The sequence below is a fragment of the Sphingobium sp. SA916 genome, assembly GCF_002894065.1.
In the GTDB taxonomy this organism is placed as follows: domain Bacteria; phylum Pseudomonadota; class Alphaproteobacteria; order Sphingomonadales; family Sphingomonadaceae; genus Sphingobium; species Sphingobium fuliginis.
Genome location: NZ_LXYF01000038.1, coordinates 30,196 through 54,516 on the forward strand (window position 1 = coordinate 30,196; position 24,321 = coordinate 54,516).

Consider the following 24,321-nt stretch of genomic DNA (forward strand, 5'->3'; position numbering starts at 1 on the left):
AAGTCCTAAATCCCCTCCCCTTGAAAGGAGAGGGGGATATGAGCGTTGATCAGGCGGCTTCCGCAGCCAGCTTCTTCGCCTTTTCGATGGCTTCGTCGATGCCGCCGACCATGTAGAAGGCGTTTTCGGGCAGATGGTCATATTCGCCTTCGACCACGGCCTTGAACGACTTCACCGTATCCTCGATCTGGACGAACTTGCCCGAAATGCCGGTGAAGACCTCCGCGACGTGGAAGGGTTGCGACAGGAACTTCTGGATCTTGCGGGCGCGGGCGACGGTCAGCTTGTCCTCTTCCGACAGCTCGTCCATGCCCAGGATCGCGATGATGTCCTGAAGCGACTTGTACTTCTGGAGGATCGCCTGAACCGCGCGGGCGGTTTCATAATGTTCCTGACCGACGACGCGGGGTTCCAGAACGCGGCTGGTCGAGTCCAGCGGGTCGACCGCCGGATAGATGCCCAGTTCCGAAATGGCGCGGTTGAGAACGGTGGTGGCGTCGAGGTGCGCGAAGCTGGTGGCCGGCGCCGGGTCGGTCAAGTCGTCCGCGGGGACGTACACGGCCTGCACCGAGGTGATCGAACCCTTGTTGGTCGAGGTGATGCGCTCCTGAAGGGCGCCCATGTCGGTGGCGAGGGTCGGCTGATAGCCCACGGCCGAAGGAATGCGGCCGAGCAGAGCCGACACTTCCGCGCCCGCCTGGGTGAAGCGGAAGATGTTGTCGACGAAGAACAGCACGTCCTGACCTTCCTGGTCGCGGAAATATTCCGCGATGGTGAGGCCCGACAGGGCGACGCGTGCGCGGGCGCCCGGCGGTTCGTTCATCTGGCCGTAGACCAGCGCCACCTTCGAACCTTCGCTGATTGCGTTGCCGTCGGCGTCCTTGGCGATGACGCCTGCGTCGAGGAATTCGTGATAAAGGTCGTTGCCCTCGCGGGTACGCTCACCGACGCCCGCGAAGACGGAAGTGCCGCCATGGCCCTTCGCGATGTTGTTGATCAGTTCCTGAATGAGCACGGTCTTGCCGACGCCCGCGCCGCCGAACAGGCCGATCTTGCCGCCCTTCGCATAGGGAGCGAGAAGGTCGATGACCTTGATGCCGGTGACGAGGATCGAGGCGTCGGTCGACTGGTCGACGAATTCCGGCGCCTTGGCATGGATCGGGGCGGAGAGGGTGGTGCCGACCGGGCCGCGCTCGTCGATCGGTTCACCGACGACGTTCAGGATGCGGCCGAGCGTGGCCGGGCCGACGGGAACGCTGATCTGCGCGCCGGTGTCGGTCACTTCCTGACCGCGGGTCAGGCCGTCGGTCGAGTCCATCGCGATGGTGCGGACGGTGTTCTCGCCCAGATGCTGGGCGACTTCCAGCACGAGGCGCTGGCCGTTGTTGCTGGTTTCCAGCGCCGAGAGAATGGCCGGAAGTGCATCGGGGAAGGTAACGTCGACGACGGCGCCGATGACCTGGCTGATGCGGCCTACATTGTTGGTGGTTGCCATGACTACTGTCCTTGCCTGCACTTAAAGGGCTTCGGCGCCCGAGATGATTTCGACGAGTTCGGTGGTGATCGCGGCCTGACGGCTGCGGTTATACTGAATGGTCAGCTTGTTGATGAGGTCGCCGGCGTTGCGGGTCGCATTGTCCATGGCGGTCATCGACGCGCCCTGTTCGGACGCGTTGTTTTCCAGCAGCGCCTTGAAGATCTGCACCGTGACGTTGCGCGGCAGCAGGTCGTCGAGGATCGCTTCCTCGCTCGGTTCATATTCCACCGTCGCGCCGATGGCGTTGCGGTCGGCGTCGGCCGGGATCTTCACCGGAATGATCTGCTGTTCGGTCGGGATCTGGGCGAGCGCCGACTTGAAGCGCGAGAAAAAGAGATGCGCGACGTCGAACTTGCCGTTCAGATACATGTCGGTCAGTTCGCGGGCGATCTCCTCTGCCTGCGCATAGCCCGGTTCCTTCACGCCGGTGGTGTCGAACTGGGTGACGATCATGCCGGGGAAGGTGCGGTTGATGACCGGACGGCCCTTGCGGCCGATCAGGTAGAAGCGGACGGTCTTGCCTTGCTGGATCAGTTCGTCCGCCTTGGCGCGGGCGGCCTTGACGATGTTGGCGTTGAACGCGCCGGCAAGGCCACGGTCCGAATTGGCGACGACCAGCAGATGGACATCGTCCTTACCGGTGCCGGCCAGCAGCGGGGAGGCGCCTTCGCCCGAACCGCCTGCGATCTTCGAGGCGAGGCTGGCGACGACCGCTTCCAGGCGGCTGGAATAGGGGCGGGCGGCTTCGGCGGCGGCCTGCGCCTTGCGCAGCTTCGCGGCGGCGACCATCTGCTTGGCCTTGGTGATCTTCTGGGTCGATTTGACCGACCCGATGCGCAGCTTCAGTTCCTTGAGGCTAGCCATAGTTCAAACATTCCGAGCAAGGGCCAGACGGCCCGCGAGACCAAAGAAACCGACGCCCATGGCGCCTTCGAACCAGCGCATCGCGCTGCTCTGCCCGACCTTGCGCCCCGCCTTGGTGGCGAGGATCGCGAGAAGGGCGCACCAGAAGAAGCCCAGTCCATAGACGATCGCGATCAGCAGCATGCCCTGCCATGGTGCGTCCGGACCGGTGCCGACGAACTGCGGCAGCGCGGCCAGGAAGAAGATCGCGACCTTCGGGTTCAGCACGGTGCTGATGAACCCCTGCGCGAAGGGCGATCCGCCGATCCGCAGCCTGGGCGCTTCCGATGCGGGCGACGGCTTCACCGCGCCGCGCAGCATCGAAAGGCCAAGCCATGCGAGATAGATTGCGCCCGCGATCTTCACCGCCATGAACAGGCCCGGCACGGCGTTCAACACGCTGAGGAAGCCGAAGCCGCAGAGCGCCATGTAGAACAGCCCGCCAAGCTGGATGCCGCCGATCGCCGCCATTCCCGCCCTCAGCCCGCGCCGCGCCGCGTGACCAGCCACCAGCATGGTGTCCGGTCCCGGCAGCAGCACCAGACCGATCGACATCACGGTCCAGGCGAGGAGGGAATGGGCGGTGAGCATTATCGCAGCTTCGTTCTTCCTTTTTTCCGTCATCCCCGTGGGGGGCCATCTCCCTTGCGTTGCGTCTGGGCGCTCGGTCGGGAGATGGGTTCCCGCTTTCGCGGGAATGACGGGGTGGTGGGTTACGCGAAGGTCTTGCCGAACGAGTCCAGCGCGGCCTTCAGCTTCGCCTTGGGCTCGTCGCCCAGATCCTTGCTGTCGCGGATGGCGGCCAGCACCTCGGGATGGTCATGGCGCAGATAGGCGAGCATCAGCTCTTCATAGCGCGTCACGTCCTTGACCGGGATGCTGTCCAGATAGCCGTTGGTGCCAGCGAAGATCGACGCCGTCTGCTCTTCGAAGGGCAGGGGCGAGAACTGGGCCTGCTTGAGCAGTTCGGTCAGGCGCGCACCGCGGTTCAGCAGCTTCTGGGTCGAAGCGTCGAGGTCCGAACCGAACTGGGCGAAGGCAGCCATTTCGCGATACTGGGCCAGCTCCAGCTTGATCGAGCCGGAAACCTTCTTCATCGCCTTGGTCTGCGCGGCGGAACCGACGCGCGACACCGACAGGCCGACGTTGATGGCCGGACGGATGCCCTGATAGAAAAGGTTGGTTTCGAGGAAGATCTGGCCGTCGGTGATCGAGATCACGTTGGTCGGAATATAGGCCGACACGTCGCCTGCCTGCGTTTCGATGATCGGCAGCGCCGTCAGCGAGCCGGCGCCGTTGGCGTCGTTCATCTTGGCCGCGCGCTCCAGCAGGCGGCTGTGCAGGTAGAAGACGTCGCCCGGATAGGCTTCGCGGCCGGGAGGACGGCGCAGCAGCAGCGACATCTGGCGATATGCGACGGCCTGCTTGGAAAGATCGTCATAGACGATCACGGCATGCATGCCGTTGTCGCGGAAGAATTCGCCCATGGTGACGCCGGTGTAGGGCGCCAGATACTGGAGCGGAGCGGGTTCCGAAGCGGTCGCGGCGACGACGATCGAATATTCCATCGCGCCATTTTCTTCGAGCTGCTTGACGATCTGCGCGACAGTCGAGCGCTTCTGGCCGACGGCGACGTAGATGCAGTAGAGCTTCTTCGACTCGTCGTCGCCTGCGTTGATGCCCTTCTGGTTGATGAAGGTGTCGATGGCGACGGCGGTCTTGCCGGTCTGGCGGTCGCCGATGATCAGCTCGCGCTGGCCGCGGCCGACGGGGACGAGGGCGTCGATCGCCTTGAGGCCGGTCTGCACGGGTTCGTGCACCGACTTGCGGGGGATGATGCCCGGCGCCTTGACTTCCACGCGCTTGCGCTCGGTGTACTGGATCGGGCCCTTGCCGTCGATCGGGTTGCCGAGGCCGTCGACCACGCGGCCAAGCAGGCCCTTGCCGACGGGCACGTCCACGATGGTGCCGGTGCGCTTGACGGTGTCGCCTTCCTTGATCTCGGCATCCGAGCCGAAGATCACGACGCCGACATTGTCGGCTTCCAGGTTGAGCGCCATGCCCTGCACGCCATTGGCGAACTCGACCATTTCGCCCGCCTGGACGTTGTCGAGGCCATGGACGCGGGCGATGCCGTCACCCACGGTCAGCACGGAACCGACTTCGCTCACCTGCGCTTCGGTGCCGAAATTGGCTATCTGGTCCTTGATGACCTTCGAAATTTCTGCGGCGTTGATATCCATGTTCAGCCTTTCAGCCTTTCATCGCGTGGGCGAGACTATTCAAACGGGTGCGGATGGAGGAATCGATCATCTGGCTGCCGATCTTGACGACCAGCCCGCCCAGGATCGCGGGATCGACCTTGGCATCGAGCGCGACGTCGCGGCCGACGCGGGCGCGCAGGCCCTGTTGCAGGGCGCTGACCTGTCCGGCGTCGAGCGGATGGGCGCTAGTCACTTCGGCGCGAACCTCGCCCTTGTGATTCGACAGCAGCGTTTCATAGGCGCGGATGATCGCGGGCAGCTGGGAAAGGCGGCGGTTCTGGGCCAGCACGCCCAGGAAATTCGTCGTCAGCGGGTCGAGGCCCATAGAGGATGCGACGGCGGCGATCGTCTTACCCGCTGCGTCGCGGCTGAGGACGGGGCTGTTCACCAGGCCCTTGAAATCGGCCGATTCGGCCAGTGTCGCCTTGAGCGCAGCCAAGCTCGCCGCGACGGTGTCGAGCGTCTTGCCGTCGCGGGCCAGATCGAACAGCGCCACCGCATAGCGGCCGCTGAGGCTGGCCTGAATACCGCCGGTCGTCTCCACGCGCTTACCGTCCTCCACTTGATTCTGGCATTTTGAATTGCCGGTCATGCAAAAAGGGGGCGCGGTTCTGTCCGTCCCGGTCCCCTGTTGGGGGGCCGGTTAGCAGTGGGATTGTGACTATGCAAGCCATGGAACGCGATTCGACCGTCAGTATGAAATCATCGCGATTTGACTGAGTTTTTATATGGGACGAATCGCCGGTCGCCGCCCCGCTTTTATTTCCCCTCGGGGGTGAGCCGACCCTTTTGGCAATGGTAGACGATCCGTTCATTGGGTTGGGCCGGAAGCAGGGCGGCGAGATCGTTCTGCAGCGTGGCGATTTTCCCCAGCAGGGCAGAATCGCGCCCACAGCCCTTGATCGCGCCGCCGCCCAGCGCGCGGGCCTTTGCCATGGTGTCGATGTCGGGCAGCCAGCGCTGGACCCGAAGCGTGCCCGTTGCCGGATCGAAGCGGCTGACGGTCACGAAATTATGGTCGTCGGGAACGGCCGCGCGCTGCCAGCCGGTGCCGGAGGAGACATATTGGGTGTCGCCGTCGACGCAGCCCCCCTCCGCCCAGTGGAATCCGATGTCATTGGGTTGGGATATGGTGAGCCGGCTGCGATTCACGTCCACCCGGCAGACATTGTCGCCGGCCCAGGCATAGGCGTTGTTGCCCATGACGTTCGCGTCCTGCGGCAGTTCGATGCGTTCTTCGATACTGGAGAAGCTGGGCTTCAGGAAGAACAGTCCGATCGCCGCGAACAGCAGGACGCCGCCGCCCGCCAGCCACCAGGTGGCGCGCCGTTCCCGGCCCTGGCTGTAGAACAGGCCGCCTGCGCCGAGGCCGAGCACCGCCAGCGCCAGCAGCACGGCGGCGCCCGCCATCGCATTTTCCCGGGCGGAAATGACGTCGCGTTCGGCCGTGTCGCGGGCCTTGTCCAGCGCGGCTTCGCGAGCGTCCGCGCGGGCGCGTTCGGATTGCTCGCTCCGCGCTTCCTCCCGCTGGGCGAGGGCGGCTTCGGCGGCGTCCGCTTCCGCCATCGAGCGGCAGGGAACGATGGTGTGCAGCGACGATATGCCGGCCTGCCGCAGGAAGGAGGCGACTTCCCGCCAGGACACGGCGAAGCCGAACTCCGCATCATTGCCGTCGGAGACCGATCCGAAACTGTTGACCCCCAGCACCCGGCCGCAATCGTCGACCAGCGGCCCGCCGCTATTGCCTGCGGCCAGCGGCGCGGTGTGCAGCACCGTATCGAAATTCTGGCTGGCCCTGCCTGAGGACACAGTGCCGCTGGTCTTCACCGTGCCGAGCGGTTCCACCAACTGCTTGAGGCCAAGGCCCTGCGCGCGGTCCACCGTGCCGGGATAGCCGATGGCGGTGACATGCTGCCCGTCGCTCACCGCCCCGGCGTAGAAGGTGCTGACCGGCAGGCTGCCTTCCTCCAACTGGATCAGCGCCAGGTCGTTGCCGGGCGAGAAGGCGATGATCCGGCCGCCATAGGTCTTCGTCCCCTCCGAAGGGATGACGCCGATGACGAGATCCTTCTCCTCCCGCGTCAGTTCGACCACATGGGCGTTGGTGATGATCTTGTCCGGCGCGACCGCGAAGCCGCTGCCATGGCCCACGAAATAGGCGTCGGAGCCGTTGGTCGCGACCAGCACGACGCGGACAACGCCGCGGGCGGCGGCTGCGATGTCCTGCTGTTCGGCATGCGCGCCGGAGGGCCCGGCAAGAGCCAGGAGCGCGGCCAGAACAGGGGCGAGGCGACGGAATAGTGCGACCATGGTTGGCGGCATTCATATGCGATGGTGGGATTGAGGCAATGCGCAAAAAAGCGTGGAGCCGCTTTTTGAGCGCAAGCGGCGGGAAGGCTGATGCGTCGGGCGCGGCTATCCATTATTAATGACCCAGATGAGACAGCCCGAAGCCCCGATCCACGCCATGCCGGACGCAGATGCCTGCTGGGACGCCTTTCTGGGGCGCGACCGGAGCTTCGACGGGCGGTTCGTGGGCGCCGTGCTGACCACCGGCATCTATTGCAAGCCGAGTTGCGCGGCGCGGCATCCCCGGCGGGAGAATATGATCTTCCTTGCCGACCCGGAGGCAGCGCGGGCGGCGGGTTTCCGCGCCTGCCTGCGCTGCCGCCCCGACGAGGTCGGGCGCGACCGGCTGGCGGTGGAGGCGGCCATCGCCTTCATCGCTGCCGCCGAGACCCCGCCCTCGCTGGAGGAGGTGGCGGCGCATGCGGGCTATGCGCCGCATCATTTCCACCGGCTGTTCAAGCGCGAAACGGGGATGACGCCGGCCGCCTATGCCCGATCGCTGCGCACCGAACGGCTGAAAAGCGCGCTGGAGGAGGGGAGCAGCGTCACCGGCGCGATCTATGAGGCGGGCTATAATGCGCCCAGTCGCGCCTATGCCGATGCGGAACGGCATCTGGGCATGACGCCCAGCGCCTGGAAGGATGGAGGGCGTGGCGTGGCGATTCGCCATGCGGTGGTGCAGACCGGCCTGGGGCCGGCGCTGGTCGCGGGGACCGAGCGGGGGCTTTGCCGGATCAGCTTCGACGAGGATGAGGCGGATTTGCGCCGGCGCTTCCCCAAGGCGGAGATCCTGCCCGCCGACGAGGGGCTTTCGGCCCTGGCGGCGCAGGTCGTGCGGTTGATCGACGATCCGTCGGCGCCGCCGGATTTGCCGATGGATGTGTGCGGGACGGCGTTTCAGCAGGCGATATGGGCGGCCTTGCGCGCGATCCCGCCGGGTGAGACGCGCACCTATGGCGAAATTGCGGCGGCCATCGGCAGGCCAGGCGCCGTGCGGGCCGCCGGGACGGCTTGCGGCGACAACAATCTGGCCGTGCTGATCCCTTGCCATCGAGTGTTGCGGAGCGATGGGAGCCTGGGCGGATACGCCTATGGCACGCGGCGCAAGCAGGCCCTGCTGGAGCGCGAAAGCCGGGGCTGAAACCACGCTTTTCGCTTTTCTTTCAGCAGACTGTCGGCCATGAGTGCCGCCGGGGTTCAACGCCGTTGCAGGGGGTGGCGTGACGATTCGGGTGTTGAAGGGGCTGCTGCTCCTGGCGGGCGCGTTGGCGATCATGCCGGGTACGGCGCAGGCGGCGTGGTTGCAGGCGAACAGCCGGCATTTCACCATCATGAGCGACGGCAGCGAAGCCAGGCTGCATGAATTTGCCGAGAAGCTGGAAAAATTCGACGGCCTGTTGCGCCGCGTGACCGGCGTCGACGATCCGGAGGCGGGCAGCCCGGTCCATGTCTATCTTCTGTCCAACGACGCCAAGGTGAAGGCGCTGGCGCGCAATCCCAATATCGGCGGTTTCTACACGACGTGGGATCGCTTCGCTTATGCCGTCCTGGCGCGGGGCGCGAAGACGAGCGATTATGATGTGGGTGCCGAGGACATATTGTTCCACGAATATACCCATCATTTCATGCTGCATCATTTCCCGGCGGCTTATCCGGCGTGGTATGTGGAGGGTTTCGCGGAATTTTTCTCCGCCGTGAAATTCCCCAAGGACGGGTCGATCCAGTTCGGCCGCATCCCGATGGCGCGGGCGCCCACGCTGGTGCAGGATTCGCCCTATCCGCTGAAGGACCTGTTCGCCCGCGATACGGACGGGCTGGGGCTGCGAGACGGGGATCGCTATTATGGCACGGCCTGGCTGCTCACCCATTATTTCCAGTATAAGGCCGACCGGCGGGCGGAAATCAGCCATTATCTGAAGGATCTGGCGGCCGGCGTGCCGGATATGAAGCTCGATGGCTATTTTGCCGGGGGCGTCGAGGGGCTGGAAAAGGACCTGAAGGCCTATATGCGCCGTCCCTTGTCGGCATCGCGGCTCGATCCCAGCGCGGTGACGGTGGGGGCCATCGCGATCGGCCCGGTCGATCCGGCGCAGGGCGCGCTGATCGAGGATGAATTGCGGCTGATGAACCATCCCCGCACCGAAGATTTGCCCGACATCGTCCGTGCGATCCGCGCCACCGCCGCCAAATTCCCGTCCAGCGCCTATGCGCTGGCGCTGCTGGCGGAGGCGGAGTGGGAGGCGGAGGAGAAGGCGGCGGCGCTGGCCGACGCCGATCGCGCGATCGCGCTCGATCCCGGACTGTCGCGGGCCTATAGCGCGCGGGCGCGGGCATTGCTGGAGCGGGCGCAGGACGATGACAAGGAGGAGGATTGGAAGGCTGCGCTGAAGGCCATCGTCAAGGCGAATCGCGCGGATACGGAAGACCCGGTGCCGCTGGCGCTGTTCTACCGTTATCATGCGATGAAGGGCGGGCTGATGCCGGACATCGGCTATGACGGCCTGGCCAAGGCCTTTCTGCTGCTGCCGCAAAGCCCGGAATATCGGATGACCTATGTGCAGGCGCTGGCATTCCGGGGGGACTATGCCAAGGCATCCCAACTGCTCGACCCGCTGGCCTATTCGCCGCATCCCTCCGGCACGCGCGACGCGGCGCTGTCGCTCAAGAAGCGCTTCGATGCCGAGGCCGCTAGGAAGAAAAGCCCTTCAACCGCTCCATGATCGCGCGGCGCTGGGCCTTGCTCATCCCTGCCCAGCGTCGGATTTCGTCCGTCGTGCGCCCGCAACCGGTGCAGATGCGCCCGGCCTTGTCCAGCTTGCAGATGTTGACGCAGGGGCTTTCCATCGGTGCTCGGGCCATCACATGAAGCTGTACGGGTCGACGTCGACCGCCACCCTTGTGCCTGATTTCCAGCTGAGGTTGCCCAGCCATTCCCGGATCGCGTCCTGCACGTCGACCTGCCGCGTCGCGTGGATCAGCAGGCGGTGGCGGTGCCGCCCGCGCAGCACGGAAAGCGGGGCCGGGGCGGGGCCGTAGACGCGCATCCCGTCGATCGAGGGCGCGGACTTGCCGATCAGCCGCGCGACCTCGGCGGCTTCGTCCGCATCCTCGCTGGACACGATGATCGCGGCGAAGCGGCCGAAGGGCGGGGCGTTGGCGTGGCGGCGATTCTCCGTCTCCACCTCGTAGAAGCGCTCCGCATCGCCTGCGATCAGGGTCTTGATGACCTCTGCCTCCGGCATGCGGGTCTGGATGAAGACGCGGCCCGGTTTCTGCCCGCGCCCGGCGCGTCCGGCGACCTGCACGATCTGCTGGAAGGTGCGTTCCGACGCGCGCAGGTCGCCGCCTTCGAGGCCCAGATCGGCATCGATCACGCCCACCAGCGTCAGGTTGGGGAAGTGATAGCCCTTGGTGACGAGCTGCGTGCCGATGATGATGTCGACCGCGCCCGCCTCCACCGACTTCACGAATTCCGCGACCTTGGCGGGCGACCAGAGCGTGTCGGAGGTGACGATGGCGGTGCGCGCATTGGGCCAGAGCGCCTTCACCTCGTCCGCGATGCGCTCCACCCCGGGACCGCAGGCGACAAGGCTATCCTCCTCCTTGCATTCGGGGCAGAAGCGCGGGGCGGGGATGACATGGCCGCAATGATGGCAGGCCAGGCGGTGGGTCAGCCGGTGCTCGACCATCCAGGCGGTGCAATTGGGGCATTGGAAGCGATAGCCGCAATGGCGGCACAGCGTCAGCGGTGCGTAGCCCCGGCGGTTGAGGAAGAGCAGGCTCTGCTCGCCCTTTTCCATCGTCTCGTCGATGGCGCGCACCAGCGGCGGTGCGATCCAGCGGCCGCGCTCCGGCGGGTCGGTGAGCAGGTTGATGCCCTCTATGTCCGGCATGGCCGCGCCGCCGAAGCGGGAAGGCAGCTTGATTTCCCTGTAGCGGCCAAGCTCGACCTGATGCCGCGTCTCTATGGCGGGGGTGGCGGAGGCGAGGATGACCGGGAATTTCTCGATAAGGCCGCGCATCACCGCCACGTCGCGGGCATGATAGTGGACGCCATCCTCCTGCTTGAAGCTCGCCTCATGCGCTTCGTCCACCACGATCAGGCCCAGATTGGGATAGGGCAGGAACAGGGCGGAGCGGGCGCCGACCACCACCGACGCCTCGCCCGCCGCGATCGCCCGCCAGGCGCGCCGCCGCTCGCTCTGGCGCAGGCCGCTGTGCCAGTTGACGGGGACCGTGCCGAAGCGCTTTTCGAAACGCTCCAGAAAGGGCTCGGTCAGCGCGATTTCGGGGAGCAGCACCAGCACCTGCCGTCCCTCGCGGATAGCGGCGGCGATAGCTTCGAAATAGACTTCCGTCTTGCCCGATCCGGTCACGCCGTCGAGCAGGAAGGGGGCGAAGGCCCGTTCCCTGACCGCTTCGATGAACTGGTCGGCGGCCGCGCCTTGCCCATCGGACAGCAGCGGCGGGGCATGATCGGGATTCGGCATGGGGAAGGGGGTGTCGACGCTGACCTCCACCGCTTCGAAGGCGCCCGCCTTGATGAGGCCGCGGATCACCGCGTCGCTGACTCCGCCGATCATCGCCAGCTCGCGGATCAGCCCCTGCCGTTCGCCGATGCGCTCCATCGCCTGGGTGCGCTGTTCGGTCATGCGGTCAGGAAGGTCGCCCGTGGCGCGATATTCGATGACGGTGCGCGCGCCCTCCAGCGCCGCCATGGACGCCAGCGTCATGCGCAGCACGGCGGCGATGGGGGCGAGATAATAGTCCGCCGTCCACTCGATCAGGCGGCGCAGCGTCTCCGGCACCGGGGGCGCGTCGACCGGCCCGACGACGTTGCGCAGGCGGTTGTCGCCCACCGTCTCGATTTCGGGAAAGCTGTCCTCGTCCCACACCACGCCGACGATCTGGCGCGGACCCAGCGGCGCGACGACGATGCTGCCGGGCTTGACGTTCATCCCATGCGGCACGCGATAGTCCAGCGGCCCCAGGGCGGCGTTCAGCAGGATGACACGGGCGCGCGAACTCATTGCCCTCTCCCTAATGGCAGGGGCGGTTGAGGCAAGCCCTGGAGCGCGTCAGATTTTCCAGCTCAAGGTCAGCCAGGGGATGTGCGCCACCGCGTCCGGGCGGCCGTCGCGGAACGTCTGCTGCCGCATATAGAGCAATTGCGCGTCCAGCGCCCTGGCGATCGGATGGCGCAGCCCGATCTGGTTGCGCATCACGGCAAGGCCCGGCCTGTCGCCGGGGCGGGCGCGGTTCAGGTGGAACATCAGCTCGGCCGCCGCGATCAGCGTCCACCGCTTCGCCGCGTCGAGCGGCACCGAGGCCTGCGCCCGCTGCCGCAGCCGCCAGCTTGCCCTGTCGGCGGTATCGAAAAAGCGCTGTTCGATGCGGGTGCGGCTCATCCAGATGCCTTTCGTCAGCGTCACCTGCTGGAACAGCCGCATTTCCTGTTCCGGTTCGGAGCGGAAAAAGGCGACGCCGCCGCCGATCTGCACCGCCCTGGCGACGCGATGGTCGATCAGGACGCGCACCGTCTGCTGCCCGCCATTGGAGGATGCCTGGCGGAAGCGCTGGCTGAGGTCGAGCGACACAAGGTCCGCATCGCTTGCCTGCACGACCAGCGATTCGGTCGTCCACAGTTGATTTTCCTGGCTGGCGGCGAAGGCGGGCGAGGCGGCCAGGAGGCCGACGGGGATCAGCGCGTCCGATATGTGGCGGGGACGCTGGCGACGGGGCATGGATCGGTCCTTTGGAAAGGTGCCGCCGTCATAATGTTGCGCCGGGCGGAAGGTAAAGGGGCAGCCTCCGGCAATAATGGCTAATCCGTCATGGAGCCGCTAAAGGAAACGCGATTCGTCCCTTCCTCTGCCGGAGCAGATCCATGAAGTTCTTCGTCGACACCGCCGACACCAATGAAATCCGCGAACTCGCCGCCACCGGCCTGCTGGACGGCGTCACCACCAACCCCTCGCTGATCCACAAGTCGGGCCGCAAGTTCCTGGAGGTGGTGGAGGAAATCTGCGGCATCGTGGAAGGCCCCGTGTCGGCGGAGGTCGTCGCGCTCGACCATGAGACGATGATGAAGGAAGCCGCGGTCTTGCGGAAGATCGCCGGCAATGTCTGCATCAAGGTGCCGCTGACGATCGATGGCCTCAAGACCTGCAAGGCGCTGACTGGGGATGGCGTGATGGTGAACGTCACCCTCTGCTTCTCCGCCAATCAGGCGCTGCTGGCGGCCAAGGCGGGCGCGACCTTCATCTCGCCCTTCGTCGGGCGACATGACGACAATGGCTTCGACGGCATGAAGCTGATCGAGGACATCCGCCTGATCTACGACAATTATTCCTTCGCCACGGAAATCCTGGTCGCAAGCGTGCGTCACCCGATCCATGTGCTGGAAAGCGCGAAGATCGGCGCCGACGTGATGACCGCGCCGCCGTCCGTCATCAAGGCGCTGTTCAACCATGTGCTGACCGAGAAGGGCATTGCCGGCTTCCTGGCGGACTGGGAAAAGACCGGCCAGTCGGTCCTCTGATCCGAGTTGGGGGTTTGAGGAAGTGCGCGCAGGCCGGTCCTGCGCGCCTTTTTTGTCGCAACCTTCGCCGGGGAGCGTCATTCTCCTGCGCAAAGGAGAGGCACGATGTTCGTCGCGGTCTATTGGTGGCGCGTTCACCCCGGCAAGGAGGATCAGTTCCGCAAGGCCTGGCGCCGGGGAACCGACCTGATCCGCGAGAAATATGGCAGCTATGGTTCGCGCCTGCATCGTGATGCCGACGGGCGCTTCGTCGGCTATGCCGAATGGCCGGACGAGGCGAGCTGGCGCGCGGCTTTCGATCAGAAGATGGTCTATGACGATCCCGAGACGCGCGCCGCCTTCGTCGACGCCATAGCGGAGGTGCCGCCGGACGCCGATCCCATCTTCACCATGACGGTGACCGACGACCTGCTGTTGCGTTCAGCGGAGGGGCGTGGCGGCGGCGACTGACCGATCGGACTAGGCGCGCCTCCCTTGCGCGTCCCTTCCTTGCGCCTTCCAGCCAGCCCCCTAACACCTTTGACCCTGGCGGCTGTCCCGATGCGCCGATGCGCCGGTCGAGACAGGCTCTATCACCATCAGCGCCTGCCAGATCCCGGAAAAGAGGAGGGAAAGCATCGCCGCCAGCGCATCCTGTCCGGCCTTGCCCGCGCCGTCCGCGCTGGAGGCCAGCCCGTCCGTTGCCTATCGGCGCGACATCGATGGGCTGCGCGCATTGGCGGTGCTGCCGGTGCTGTTCTATCATGTCCGCCTCTGGCCCTTTTCCGGAGGTTTCGTTGGCGTCGACATCTTCTTCGTCATCTCCGGCTATCTGATCGCCTCGATCATTGCGCGGGAGCTGGCGGAAGGCCGGTTCAGCCTCACCGATTTCTATGTGCGGCGCATCCGCCGGATATTCCCCGCCCTGTTCGCGACCATCGCCGTCACCATCATCGCCGGCAGCCAGATCCTGCTGCCGCTGGACTATCGCGCGCTTGGCCTGAGCGCCGCAGCGACGGTGCTGTTCGCCAGCAACCTCCATTTCGCGCGGCATAGCGGCTATTTCGGCAGCGCTGCGGAAGAAGCGCCGCTGCTGCACACATGGTCGCTGGCGGTGGAGGAGCAATTCTACATCCTCTTCCCGCTGCTGATGCTATGTGCCTTTCGGGCGGGCGGGCGGACGTGGCTCCTGCTGGGGGTGGCGGCGCTTCTGTCCCTCGCCACGGCGCTGCTGCTGGTCGACCGTGCGCCGGTGCTGGCCTTCTACCTTCCCTTTCCCCGCGCCTGGGAGTTGCTGGCGGGCGCGTTGCTGGCGACGGATATGTTGCCGCCGCTGCGGAACCGTTGGGCGGCGCAGCTCTGCGCGCTGGCGGGGGTGGCGTCGATCGGCTGGGCGCTGTTCGGCTTTTCCAGCGCGACGGCCTTTCCGGGGCTGAACGCGCTTTACCCGGTGCTGGGGGCGCTACTGATCCTGCATGCGGGGCAGAGCGGGTCGGCGGTCAGCCATCTGCTGGGTGGCGCGATGCCCGTGGCGGTCGGCCGCATCTCCTATTCGCTCTATCTGTGGCACTGGCCGCTTGTCGTCTTCTGGACCTATCGCACGGACGGCGACTGGCGGTTGCGGGAGCAGTTGCTCATCATCCTGCTCTCGCTCCTCCTCGCCGCTTTCTCCTGGCGCTTCATCGAGGAGCCGTTCCGTAGGGCCCGTCGCTTCACGGCAGGCCGCGCCTTCGCGCTCGCCGGCGCGATGATGGCGGCGGGGTGCGGAGCGGGCGCGCTGCTCTACCTGTCCGGCGGCCTGCCCGCGCGAGTGGCGCCCTCCGTCGCCGCGCTCGATGCGGCGAGCCGGAGCATGGCCTATCTGCCGGAGCGCTGTTCGGGCATGGCGGCGGTGCGGCACCGGGCGCTGTGCGCGGTGGGCGCGCATAACGGCACGGCGCCCAGTTTCCTGCTCTGGGGCGATTCCCACGCCCATGCGCTGAAACCCGCATTCGATCAGGCAGGCGATGCGCTGGGCCTTTCCGGACGGATCGCATCCTACCCCGCCTGCCCCACCCTGCTGGGGCTGGATCGGCTGGACCAGCCCGCCAGCCATGATTGCAGCGCCTTCAACGCGCAGGTGCTGGCGATGCTGCGCGACAGCCCGACGATCCACACGGTCTTCCTGGTGTCCCGCTGGGGTCTGTGCGCCAATGGACGCCGCCCCGAAGGCGGCACGCCCTGCTATCTCGGCCGGGACGGGAATGACGACCGGAGCCTCAAGCGCGACGCCTTGCTGTTTCGCGCCGGGCTGAAGGAAACGGTGCGGACACTGACCGGCATGGGCAAGCGGGTCATATTGGTCGCGCCCATTCCGGAATTCCGCCGCAACGTGCCGGAAAGCCTTGCGCGGGCGGAACTCTACAGCGAACCGGCGCAACTGGACCTGCCGCTGGCGGATTATCTGCGGCGGCAGCGCGACGTGTTCGGCGCCTTCGACGAGATGCGGCGGCGCTTCGCGGCCGGCGTCGTCTATCCGCACCGCCTTCTCTGCGGCACCGGCCATTGCGCGACGATGATGCATGGCGTGCCGCTTTATTCCGACGACGACCATCTGTCGCGGCAGGGCAGCCTGCTGCTGAGCGGCATGGTCCATGAAGCGATGCGGCCGATCCGGGAACGGGCCGGCCGCCCCGAAAAGCGCTGAACTGGCGAAAAATGGCGACCCCGACAGGATTCGAACCTGTGACCATTCGCTTAGAAGGCGAATGCTCTATCCAGCTGAGCTACGGGGCCGTCGGCGCGTTCGATAGCGGGGCTTTGACCGGCTTGCAATCATGGGCGGCATTGCATTTGCGCGCCGGCCCGATATGCAGGGGCGCATGAGCGATGCGGGGGTAAGGAAAATCGACGCCTATGCGCTGGGTGCGCGCCCATTGCGCTATTTCGATTTCTGCATGGCTGGTTTCGTCGCGATCCTGCTGCTGTCCAACCTGATCGGCGCGGCGAAGCTGTCGACGCTGGGCGGCTTCACCTTTGGCGCGGGCATCCTCTTCTTTCCTTTGGGCTATGTGCTGGGCGACGTGCTGACGGAAGTCTATGGCTATGCGCGGGCGCGGCGATGCGTCTGGGCGGGCTTTGGCGCGATGCTGTTCATGGCGCTGATGAGCTGGGTGGTGGTGAAGCTGCCTCCGGCGGAGGGATGGCCGGACCAGAAGGCCTATGAGGCCGTGTTCGGCAGCACGTGGCGCATCGTCTTCGCCTCCGTCACCGCCTTCTGGGCGGGGGAGTTCGCCAACAGCTTCGTCCTCGCCAAGATGAAGCTGCTGACGCAGGGCAGGCATTTGTGGATGCGGACCATCGGTTCCACCGTGGTGGGGCAGGGGGTGGACAGCCTGCTTTTCTATCCGCTCGCCTTTTATGGAGACTGGACCAACGCGCAGGTGGCGACGGTGATGGTCACCAACTGGCTGATGAAGGTGACGTGGGAAGCGGTGCTGACGCCCGTGACCTATGTGGTGGTCAATCGCCTCAAGCGCGCGGAGGGGCTGGACGTCTTCGACGAGGGCACGAATTTCACGCCGTTCCGGGCAAGCCTCTAGGACATGGTGTTCCCGCCTGCGCAGGAGCATGATTACTCGCCCGGGTAACGCGCCCGCACGAAATACAGCCCATCGGGCGGCGCGTTCAATCCCAGGGTCGCCCGGTCCTTCGCGTCCCGCGCCGCCTCCAGATCGCTTATCGACCAGCGCCCCATGCCCACCATGGCAAGGCATCCCACCATCGACCGCACCTGATGGTGCAGGAAGGACCGCGCCTCCGCATGGATGGCGAGGCGGTCGCCCGCACGCTCCACATCCAGCCGGTCCAGCGTCTTCACCGGACTTTCCGCCTGGCAGTGGACCGAGCGGAAGGTCGTGAAGTCGTGCCGACCGACCAGCAGTTGCGCGGCCTGCTGCATCGCGTCCGCGTCCAGCGGCTGGATCACCCGCCAGACCAGCCCATTTTCCCAGGTCAGCGGCGCGCGGCGGTTGGCGATGCGATAGACATAGGAGCGGCCGGTGCAGGAGAAGCGCGCATGCCAGTCGTCCGCCACGGCCTCGCAGGCAAGGATCGCGACCGGCGCCGGCCGGAGAAGCGCGTTCAGCGCCTCCATCAGGCGGAAGGACGCGATGTCCTTCGCAATGTCGGCATGGGCGCGCATGCCAAGGCCGTGGACGCCAGCATCGGTCCGCCCCGCCGCATGGACGGCGACCTGTTCGCCCGTGACGGCGAAGATGGCGTCCTCCATCGCCTGCTGCACGCTCGGCCCATGGGCCTGCCGCTGCCAGCCCATGAAGGGGCGGCCATCGAATTCGACGGTGAAGGCGAAACGGGTCATGGGGTCAGGCGTCGATCCGGCTGCCGACGGGCATGTCATAGCCGCGCAGCAATTCGCCCGCCGACATCGCGCCCTTGCCCGCGCGCTGGATCAGCGTCGGGCGGATGCTGCCATGGCCGCAGCCGATCAGCAGGCTGTTGTCGAGCAACTCGCCCGCCGGGCCGTCATTCTCCTCGACATGGGCGGCGAGGATGCGGAACCGTTCGCCGCGATATTCGAAGAAGGCGCCCGGCATGGGGTTGAAGGCGCGCACCTGCCGTTCGACCTGATGCGCGTCGCGGCTGAAATCGATCCGCGATTCCGCCTTTTCGATCTTGGAGGCGTAGGTGACGCCTTCCTCCGGCTGGGCGACAGGCGGGTGGAGGGAGAGGTCGTCCAGCACCTCCACCATCAGTTCCGCGCCGGCTTCGGCCAGTTCCTGCGTCAGCGCGCCGGCGGTCTTGTCCTCTATGGGCGTCACATGCTTGGCGCGCATCGGGCCGGTGTCCAGCCCTGCCTCCATGTCCATGATGGTGACCCCCGTGACATTGTCGCCAGCGAGGATGGCGCGCTGGATCGGCGCAGCGCCGCGCCAGCGAGGCAGGAGGGAAGCGTGGATGTTCATGCAGCCCAGGCGCGGCGCCTCCAGGATCGGGCGAGGCAGGATCAGCCCATAGGCGGCGACCACCGCCACATCGGCGTTCAGCGCGGCGAAGGCGGCCTGCACCCCGGCATCCTTCAGCGAAACCGGCGTGCGCGCCTCTATGCCCATTTCCAGCGCCCTCGCATGGACGGGGGACGGACGGAGCGCCTTGCCGCGTCCGGCCGGGCGGGGCGGCTGGCTGTAGGCGGCGACGATGTCATGCCCGGCCTTTGCCAATGCCGCCAGGGCCGGCACAGCGAAATCCGGGGTTCCCATATAAACGATGCGCATGGCGGGCCTTTTGTTGGGTTTCGGCGCCGGCCGGCGCCGCCTCTGAAATGCGCTGGGAGGCGTATTTCCGAAGACGCCTCTCAAACCCCTTGTGTCCGCGACTTGCAAGCCCTTATTCCGGTTCAATGGCTTCTCCCGAGATCGAAGCGCTGACGCAGGCGCTGTCCCGCCTGCCCGGCCTTGGCCCGCGTTCGGCGCGGCGTGCCGTGCTGCACCTGCTCAAGAAGCGGGAATCCGCGCTGGAGCCGCTGCTGCGCGCCCTGGATGCGGTGAACGAACGGCTGGTGACATGCAGCCTGTGCGGCAATGTCGATACCGTCGATCCCTGCGGCATCTGCGCCGATCCGCGCCGGGATGCACGGGCGCTTTGCGTCGTGGAGGATGTTGCGGACCTGTGGGCGCTCGACAAGTCGCGACTGTTCCCGGGTCGATTCCATGTGCTGGGCGGTCGGCTGTCTGCGCTGGAAGGCGTGCGTCCGGAGGACCTGTCCATCGATGCGCTGGTCGCGCGGGTGGAGGCCGGCGGCATAGACGAGGTGGTGTTGGCGATGAACGCGACGCTGGAGGGACAGACCACCGCCCATTATCTGGCCGAACGGCTGGAGCGTTTTCCCGTGCGCCTGACGCAACTGGCGCATGGCGTGCCAGTGGGCGGGGAACTGGACTATCTGGACGAGGGGACGTTGGCCCAGGCGCTGAGGGCGCGGCGCCCCGTCGGGTGAATGTGGCGGTCGCTTGAAATTTTCCGGCCGTCCGATTATTTTGGTTCCATGGCCATTCTTCCCATCCTGGAGGCGCCCGATCCGCGCCTGCGTACCATCTCGTCTCCGGTGGAGGCGATCGATGACGATTTGCAGCGTCTGATCGACGACATGTTCGAAACCATGTACGACGCGCCGGGCATCGGCCTGGCCGCGATCCAGGTGGGCGTGCCCAAGCGGGTGCTGGTGATCGACCTGCAGGAACCCGAATCCGATGAGGAGGGCGCGCCGCCGGTCAGGAAGCCGATGGTGTTCATCAATCCGGAAATCCTGGAAGGATCGGAGGACCTGTCGGTCTATAATGAGGGCTGCCTGTCCGTCCCCGATCAGTTTGCGGAAGTGGAGCGGCCGGCGAGCATCCGCGCGAGCTGGATGGACAGGGACGGACGCATCCATGAGGAGCGGCTGGAAGGGTTGCTGGCCACCTGCCTCCAGCATGAGATGGATCATCTGCAGGGCGTGCTGTTCATCGACCATCTGTCGCGGTTGAAGCGGGACATGCTGATGAAGAAGCTGACCAAGGCGCGCAAGGCGGCCTGATCCCAGCGGCAGAGCTAGAGCGTCTTCCAAGCAGATGGGATCATCTGCTGACTCGGAATCTGCTCTAAAACGAAATGCCCCGGCCTTGGCCGGGGCATTTCGTTTTTGGGCGGGAGGCGGAGGGTCAGCGCGAGCGTAGCGAATTTCCTGCCTGGCCGTTGGGAATCTCCGCAGATGTCGCGCTGGCTCACCCCTCCCGCCTGCGGGGTGGAAGGGCTGGATTCATCCAAAAAGAGGTCAGCCGATCAGCGCACGGGCGTCCATGTCTGGGTCTTGCAGAACATCATGATGCAACCCTGCACCTTCAACGTGCCGTCGCCGTTTCGGCTGACCTTGCTGTTATAGGTCTTGCCGCTTTCCGGATCGTAGATCGACCCTTTCCACAGATCGCCCGCGTCGGCAAAGCCGGTGAGCAGCGCCAGGCCGGTCAGCGGCTTGCCGCGCTGGGCCGGATCGGGGTTCTTGATGTCGGTCTGGGGGCGGCCGGGGGTGGGTTTCACGATCTTTTCTATCCGCCCGCAGAGCGTCTTGCCGCAGGGGGCGATCTGGACGATGGCCTTGCCGTCGACCGTGGCCCAGCGGCCGGTGATGGGCTGGGCGGCCTGCGCGGGCAGGGCGGCGAACAGGGGCAGGATGGGCAGCGCGGCGCGGGCGGCGATGCGGGTGATGGCGACCATGGACCTCTCCGGATTTGCGTCTTTGCAAAAGGGGATAGGGCAGGATCGGCCGCTTCGCCAAGGCGGAAAATCAGCGGCTTTCGCGCGCGTTCGAAGGGACGCTACGGCAACGCGCCTGCGCCCCTTCAAAATTTTAGAAGGCCTGGCTGATCGAGCAGGCGGCCGGACCCAGGATGACGACGAACAGGGTCGGCAGGATGAAGAGAATCAGCGGCACGGTCATGATCGCGGGCAGGCGCGCGGCCTTTTCCTCGGCACGCATCATGCGTTCGTGGCGGAATTCGGCGGACAGCACGCGCAGAGCCGAAGCCAGCGGCGTGCCGTATTTTTCCGTCTGGATCATGGTCGTGACCACGCCCTTGATCGCGTCCAGCTTGACGCGGGTGGCCAGGTTCTCGAAGGCCATGCGCCGCTCCGTAAGGAAGCTGAGCTCGATGGCGGTCAGATGGAATTCATCGCCCAGTTCCGGATAGGCCTTGCCCAGTTCACGGGCGACGCGGCTGAAGGCGGCGTCGACGGTCAATCCAGCCTCGGCGCAGATCACCAGCAGGTCCAGCGCGTCGGGCAGCCCCTTGCGGATCGCGGCGGAACGCTTCTGGATCTTGTTGTCGATGAAGATGTCGGGCGCCTTGTAGGACAGCAGCAACGCGCCGGCGAACGCCATGAAGCGCTTCGCGCCGCCCCATTCGGGGAAGATGCCCACCGCATAGAGCAGCAGCGCCGCCATGCCGCCGATGACGATCGGCAGGATCATGCGGCCGAAGATCACCGCGACCGCCCAGTCCTTCGACCGGATGCCGGCCTGGGCCAGCTTGATCTGCGCTTCCTTGAGCTGATCGTCCTGCAGCACCTTCAGGCTGGAGAGGAGCGACCGCATCTGGTCGGTCGTCTGGTTCTTCTTCACCAGCTTGGCGCGGCGGCGCGCGGTGGAGGCGGTGATGCCGGCCTTCAGCTGTTCCCGCCGTTCGTTGAGCGCCTTGACGCGCTTTGCCATCGGATCGCGCACGGTCATGACCGCATAAAGCGCGAACAGCGTCGCCAGTGTCGCCAGGGCGGCGAGCAGCGTGCCGAAATCGGTGGCGGTCAGGCCGAAGAGGGTGCCGGCGGGGACGGGTGTGCTTTCCATCTTGTCGGCTTCCTCAGATTTCGAAGTTGATCATCTGCGCCATGATGAAAGCGCCGATCGCCATCCAGCACATGCCGCCGATGCCGATGACCTGCATGGTCGAAAGCCCGAAAATCCCGGCCGGATCGGGCGTGAAGAAGGGCGACATATAGTTGTAGTTGATGTAGCAGATCAGGCCGAAGACCAGGAACGGCAGCACGCCGATAATATAGGCCGACGCCTTGGATTCTGAGGACATCGCCCGGATCTTGAGCTTCATCTGCGCGCGCTGGCGCAGCACGTTGGCGAGGTTGGACAGGGTTTCCGCCAGATTGCCGCCGGTTTCGCGCTGGATCGCCAGGCTGATGACGAAGAATTGGAACTCGGGCGTGCCCAGCCGGTCGGCGGTCTCCTGCAACGCCTGATCCATGGTCTTGCCGATCTTGATGCGTTCGGTGATCAGCTTGAATTCCTCGCCCACCGGTCCCGGCACTTCGCTCGACACGACGTTCAGCGTCTCGGCAATGGGAAGGCCCGAGCGCAGGCCCCGGGTCAGCAGTTCCAATGCGTCTGGAAACTTGGCGTTGAATTTCAGCACGCGGCCCTTGATGAGCCGGCTGATCCACATATGCGGCAGGCCAAGCCCCGCCGCGAGGCCCAGCATCACGGCGAACAGCGGCGGGAATCCGCGCAGCATCAGCACGGCGGACAGCAGCAGGAAGATGACGGCGCAGGCGGTCATATACTGGCTGACGGTCCATTTCTTGCCGGTCATGCGGATACGCTTGGCGAGGTTTTCCGGATTGGGCACCAGGGACACCAGCATCGACGATTCATTGCCGGCCGGGCGGTTCGAGATCGCCTTGCGCATGCGCGCTTCCAATATGGCGTCGGTGGAATCGCTGTGCCGGCCGCGGATCAGTTCCATGCGGCGCTTCTGCGCCTTTTCGGGCGACGGGCCGCCAAAAGCCATGACGATCAGGCCCAGCATGGTTGCGAGCAGCACCGCCATCAGGATGATATTGCCGTTCATGTGCCTGCCCGTTTCTTATCCGGTTCCATCAAAGCGGCCATGCCGCCCCCAGGCGGCACGGCCCATCCTGTTCAGGCCGAAGCCTTGCCCTTGCGGCGCGAAGGGATCATGCTCTTGAGATCGCTGATCTTGCCCAGCAGGGAATCGCCCTTCTTCGACGAGGTCGCGCGGCCTTCATCGGCTTCCGCCTCCTCCGCCGCGCCCAATACCGCATCCAGCAGGGTGTTGCAGGCGGCCCCGACCTTGCTGCCCTTGGCCGTCTCCGCCAGCGTCTTGCCCAGCTTGGCGGCCTGCGAGGCGACCTTGAGGTCGAAGGGGATCAGCACGTCCACCTTGCGCTCGATCGACTGTTCGAAATCCTTGCGGCTGATTTCCGGCGCGCCGGGGTGGACGCGGTTGGCGACCACCAGCACGCGCGACTGCGGGGCGTTGGTCTTGAGCCAGGACAGGATGCGGATCGAATCCCGCGCCGCCGCCAGCGTCAGTTCCGTGACCACGACGGTGACGTTCACGTCGCTCATCAGATGCGGATGCTGGATCAGCATGGCGCGCGGCAGGTCGATGACGCTGCATTCGAAAGCCGCGCGGAACTCCTCCAGCAACTGGTAGAAGGCGCCGCCATCGGTCAGCAGGGGCTGGCTGATCGGCGCTTCGGCCGACAGGATCGCCAGCATGTCGCTCGCGCGCACCATGGCGCGTTCGATGAACAGACCGTCGATGCGGCTGGGATTTTCGATGGCGTCGGTCAGGCCGCGCCCTGGCTCCAGGTCCATCGCCAGCGCGTTGGTGCCGAAATGGACGTCCAGGTCGAGAAGGGCGGTCGGGCGCTGCTTCTTGTCGCTGAGCAGCCAGGCGAGCGAGGTTGCCAAGCTGGACGCGCCCACGCCGCCGCGCGTGCCGATGACCGCCGTGGTCATGTGCGGCCGTTCCGGCCCCGCATCGCGTGGCGCGAAGAATACGGCCTGCGCCTGCGCCAGCGCGTCGCGCAACTGGTCCGCGCCGAAGGGCTTCAGCAGATAGTCCTGGATGCCGCTGGCCAGCAGGTCGCGATAGAGGCGCACGTCATTGACCTGGCCTGCCGCGATGACGACCGTGCCGGGCTCGCACACTTCGGCCAGGCTGTTGATGTCATTCAGCGGATCGCCGCTTTCCGACATGTCGATGAACAGGATCTGCGGCGAAGCGGTGATCGACAGGGACTGCACGGCGTTGCGCATGCCGCCCTTGTTCACCTTTTCCGGCGCCCAGCCCATTTCCGCCGCGACGACGCGCAGCAGGTCGAAACTGTGATCGTCGCAGACGAAGGCATGGAAGGGGTCACGCTGGCCGGATGCGCCGGGTTTCCAGGGTGCGTTCATG

The 24,321-nt window shown here is 65.8% G+C and carries 23 protein-coding genes and 1 tRNA gene; 8 read left to right on the plus strand and 16 right to left on the minus strand.

What is annotated here, in order from left to right:
* Nucleotides 1–49: 49 nt before the first annotated feature.
* The 6 genes from atpD to A8G00_RS11680 all read right to left on the minus strand — a co-directional run bounded on the left by atpD (nt 50) and on the right by A8G00_RS11680 (nt 7,014).
* Nucleotides 50–1,495 carry a F0F1 ATP synthase subunit beta gene (gene atpD, locus A8G00_RS11655; RefSeq protein WP_025551231.1) on the minus strand — a complete coding sequence of 482 codons (1,446 nt, stop codon included), beginning with the start codon at nt 1,493–1,495 and terminating at the stop codon, nt 50–52.
* Nucleotides 1,496–1,516: 21 nt separating this feature from the next.
* Complete coding sequence (locus tag A8G00_RS11660) at nt 1,517–2,401, minus strand: F0F1 ATP synthase subunit gamma (protein ID WP_048576182.1); 885 nt, start codon at nt 2,399–2,401, stop codon at nt 1,517–1,519.
* Nucleotides 2,402–2,404: 3 nt separating this feature from the next.
* Nucleotides 2,405–3,031 (minus strand): LysE family translocator, encoded by a 627-nt coding sequence (locus tag A8G00_RS11665; RefSeq protein WP_025551227.1) that lies wholly within the window; start codon nt 3,029–3,031, stop codon nt 2,405–2,407.
* A gap of 122 nt (nt 3,032–3,153) precedes the next feature.
* A complete protein-coding gene (atpA, locus tag A8G00_RS11670) occupies nt 3,154–4,683 on the minus strand; it encodes a F0F1 ATP synthase subunit alpha (RefSeq protein ID WP_044661763.1) in 1,530 nt (509 codons plus the stop codon).
* Between the two features lie 10 nt (nt 4,684–4,693).
* The gene (locus A8G00_RS11675; protein ID WP_103000766.1) at nt 4,694–5,248 is read right to left on the minus strand and encodes a F0F1 ATP synthase subunit delta; all 555 of its coding nucleotides are present in this window, start codon (nt 5,246–5,248) and stop codon (nt 4,694–4,696) included.
* 215 nt (nt 5,249–5,463) lie between these two features.
* Nucleotides 5,464–7,014, minus strand: a complete 1,551-nt coding sequence (locus A8G00_RS11680) for a S1C family serine protease (protein WP_103000745.1) — start codon at nt 7,012–7,014, stop codon at nt 5,464–5,466.
* A gap of 118 nt (nt 7,015–7,132) precedes the next feature.
* Here A8G00_RS11680 and ada point away from each other — a divergent pair, with 118 nt between their 5' ends.
* Together ada and A8G00_RS11690 are read left to right on the plus strand one after the other, a co-directional pair.
* Nucleotides 7,133–8,194: a bifunctional DNA-binding transcriptional regulator/O6-methylguanine-DNA methyltransferase Ada gene (gene ada, locus A8G00_RS11685; protein WP_103000746.1), complete on the plus strand. Its 1,062-nt coding sequence runs from the start codon at nt 7,133–7,135 to the stop codon at nt 8,192–8,194.
* A gap of 133 nt (nt 8,195–8,327) precedes the next feature.
* Nucleotides 8,328–9,773 carry a M48 family metallopeptidase gene (locus A8G00_RS11690; RefSeq protein ID WP_253257982.1) on the plus strand — a complete coding sequence of 482 codons (1,446 nt, stop codon included), beginning with the start codon at nt 8,328–8,330 and terminating at the stop codon, nt 9,771–9,773.
* Here A8G00_RS11690 and A8G00_RS25900 read toward each other — a convergent pair.
* The 3 genes from A8G00_RS25900 to A8G00_RS11705 are packed head-to-tail and all read right to left on the minus strand — an operon-like array spanning nt 9,742 to nt 12,797.
* A complete protein-coding gene (locus A8G00_RS25900; protein ID WP_367379454.1) occupies nt 9,742–9,984 on the minus strand; it encodes a DUF1289 domain-containing protein in 243 nt (80 codons plus the stop codon). The genes A8G00_RS11690 and A8G00_RS25900 overlap by 32 nt on opposite strands.
* Entirely contained in the window at nt 9,912–12,083 is a 2,172-nt protein-coding gene (locus tag A8G00_RS11700) for a primosomal protein N' (RefSeq protein ID WP_103000748.1), read from the minus strand. The genes A8G00_RS25900 and A8G00_RS11700 overlap by 73 nt, the downstream gene beginning before the upstream one ends.
* Before the next feature lie 48 nt (nt 12,084–12,131).
* The gene (locus A8G00_RS11705; RefSeq protein ID WP_103000749.1) at nt 12,132–12,797 is read right to left on the minus strand and encodes a DUF2490 domain-containing protein; all 666 of its coding nucleotides are present in this window, start codon (nt 12,795–12,797) and stop codon (nt 12,132–12,134) included.
* Nucleotides 12,798–12,940: 143 nt separating this feature from the next.
* Between A8G00_RS11705 and fsa the strand changes: the two genes are divergently transcribed.
* The 3 genes from fsa to A8G00_RS11720 all read left to right on the plus strand — a co-directional run bounded on the left by fsa (nt 12,941) and on the right by A8G00_RS11720 (nt 16,259).
* Entirely contained in the window at nt 12,941–13,594 is a 654-nt protein-coding gene (gene fsa / locus A8G00_RS11710; RefSeq protein WP_025550461.1) for a fructose-6-phosphate aldolase, read from the plus strand.
* 105 nt (nt 13,595–13,699) lie between these two features.
* The gene (locus tag A8G00_RS11715) at nt 13,700–14,044 is read left to right on the plus strand and encodes an antibiotic biosynthesis monooxygenase (RefSeq protein ID WP_025550459.1); all 345 of its coding nucleotides are present in this window, start codon (nt 13,700–13,702) and stop codon (nt 14,042–14,044) included.
* Nucleotides 14,045–14,237: 193 nt separating this feature from the next.
* On the plus strand, nt 14,238–16,259 hold the full coding sequence (locus A8G00_RS11720) for an acyltransferase family protein (RefSeq protein ID WP_253257981.1): 2,022 nt from the start codon (nt 14,238–14,240) through the stop codon (nt 16,257–16,259).
* Nucleotides 16,260–16,271: 12 nt separating this feature from the next.
* On the opposite strand, the gene A8G00_RS11725 is transcribed toward A8G00_RS11720, so the two are convergent.
* A tRNA-Arg gene (locus A8G00_RS11725) sits at nt 16,272–16,348 on the minus strand.
* Between the two features lie 86 nt (nt 16,349–16,434).
* On the opposite strand from A8G00_RS11725, the gene A8G00_RS11730 reads away from it, so the two are divergent.
* Complete coding sequence (locus A8G00_RS11730; protein WP_025550419.1) at nt 16,435–17,154, plus strand: queuosine precursor transporter; 720 nt, start codon at nt 16,435–16,437, stop codon at nt 17,152–17,154.
* A gap of 32 nt (nt 17,155–17,186) precedes the next feature.
* Here A8G00_RS11730 and truA read toward each other — a convergent pair whose 3' ends face one another.
* Both truA and fmt read right to left on the minus strand, forming a co-directional pair.
* On the minus strand, nt 17,187–17,933 hold the full coding sequence (gene truA / locus A8G00_RS11735) for a tRNA pseudouridine(38-40) synthase TruA (RefSeq protein WP_103000750.1): 747 nt from the start codon (nt 17,931–17,933) through the stop codon (nt 17,187–17,189).
* Between the two features lie 4 nt (nt 17,934–17,937).
* Complete coding sequence (gene fmt, locus A8G00_RS11740) at nt 17,938–18,846, minus strand: methionyl-tRNA formyltransferase (RefSeq protein WP_103000751.1); 909 nt, start codon at nt 18,844–18,846, stop codon at nt 17,938–17,940.
* A 125-nt stretch (nt 18,847–18,971) separates the two neighbouring features.
* On the opposite strand from fmt, the gene recR reads away from it, so the two are divergent.
* The gene (gene recR, locus A8G00_RS11745) at nt 18,972–19,568 is read left to right on the plus strand and encodes a recombination mediator RecR (RefSeq protein ID WP_044661769.1); all 597 of its coding nucleotides are present in this window, start codon (nt 18,972–18,974) and stop codon (nt 19,566–19,568) included.
* 48 nt (nt 19,569–19,616) lie between these two features.
* Nucleotides 19,617–20,147 carry a peptide deformylase gene (def, locus tag A8G00_RS11750; protein WP_048576188.1) on the plus strand — a complete coding sequence of 177 codons (531 nt, stop codon included), beginning with the start codon at nt 19,617–19,619 and terminating at the stop codon, nt 20,145–20,147.
* A gap of 245 nt (nt 20,148–20,392) precedes the next feature.
* Here the strand turns inward: def and A8G00_RS11755 are convergent, their stop codons facing one another.
* From A8G00_RS11755 to A8G00_RS11770, 4 genes are all read right to left on the minus strand, one after another.
* Nucleotides 20,393–20,824, minus strand: coding sequence for a DUF2147 domain-containing protein (locus tag A8G00_RS11755; RefSeq protein WP_025547804.1), 432 nt, complete (start codon nt 20,822–20,824; stop codon nt 20,393–20,395).
* A gap of 133 nt (nt 20,825–20,957) precedes the next feature.
* The gene (locus A8G00_RS11760; RefSeq protein ID WP_025547806.1) at nt 20,958–21,950 is read right to left on the minus strand and encodes a type II secretion system F family protein; all 993 of its coding nucleotides are present in this window, start codon (nt 21,948–21,950) and stop codon (nt 20,958–20,960) included.
* Between the two features lie 13 nt (nt 21,951–21,963).
* Entirely contained in the window at nt 21,964–22,962 is a 999-nt protein-coding gene (locus A8G00_RS11765; RefSeq protein WP_103000752.1) for a type II secretion system F family protein, read from the minus strand.
* Between the two features lie 71 nt (nt 22,963–23,033).
* Nucleotides 23,034–24,320: a pilus assembly protein CpaE gene (locus A8G00_RS11770; RefSeq protein ID WP_103000753.1), complete on the minus strand. Its 1,287-nt coding sequence runs from the start codon at nt 24,318–24,320 to the stop codon at nt 23,034–23,036.
* Nucleotide 24,321: the final 1 nt, after the last annotated feature.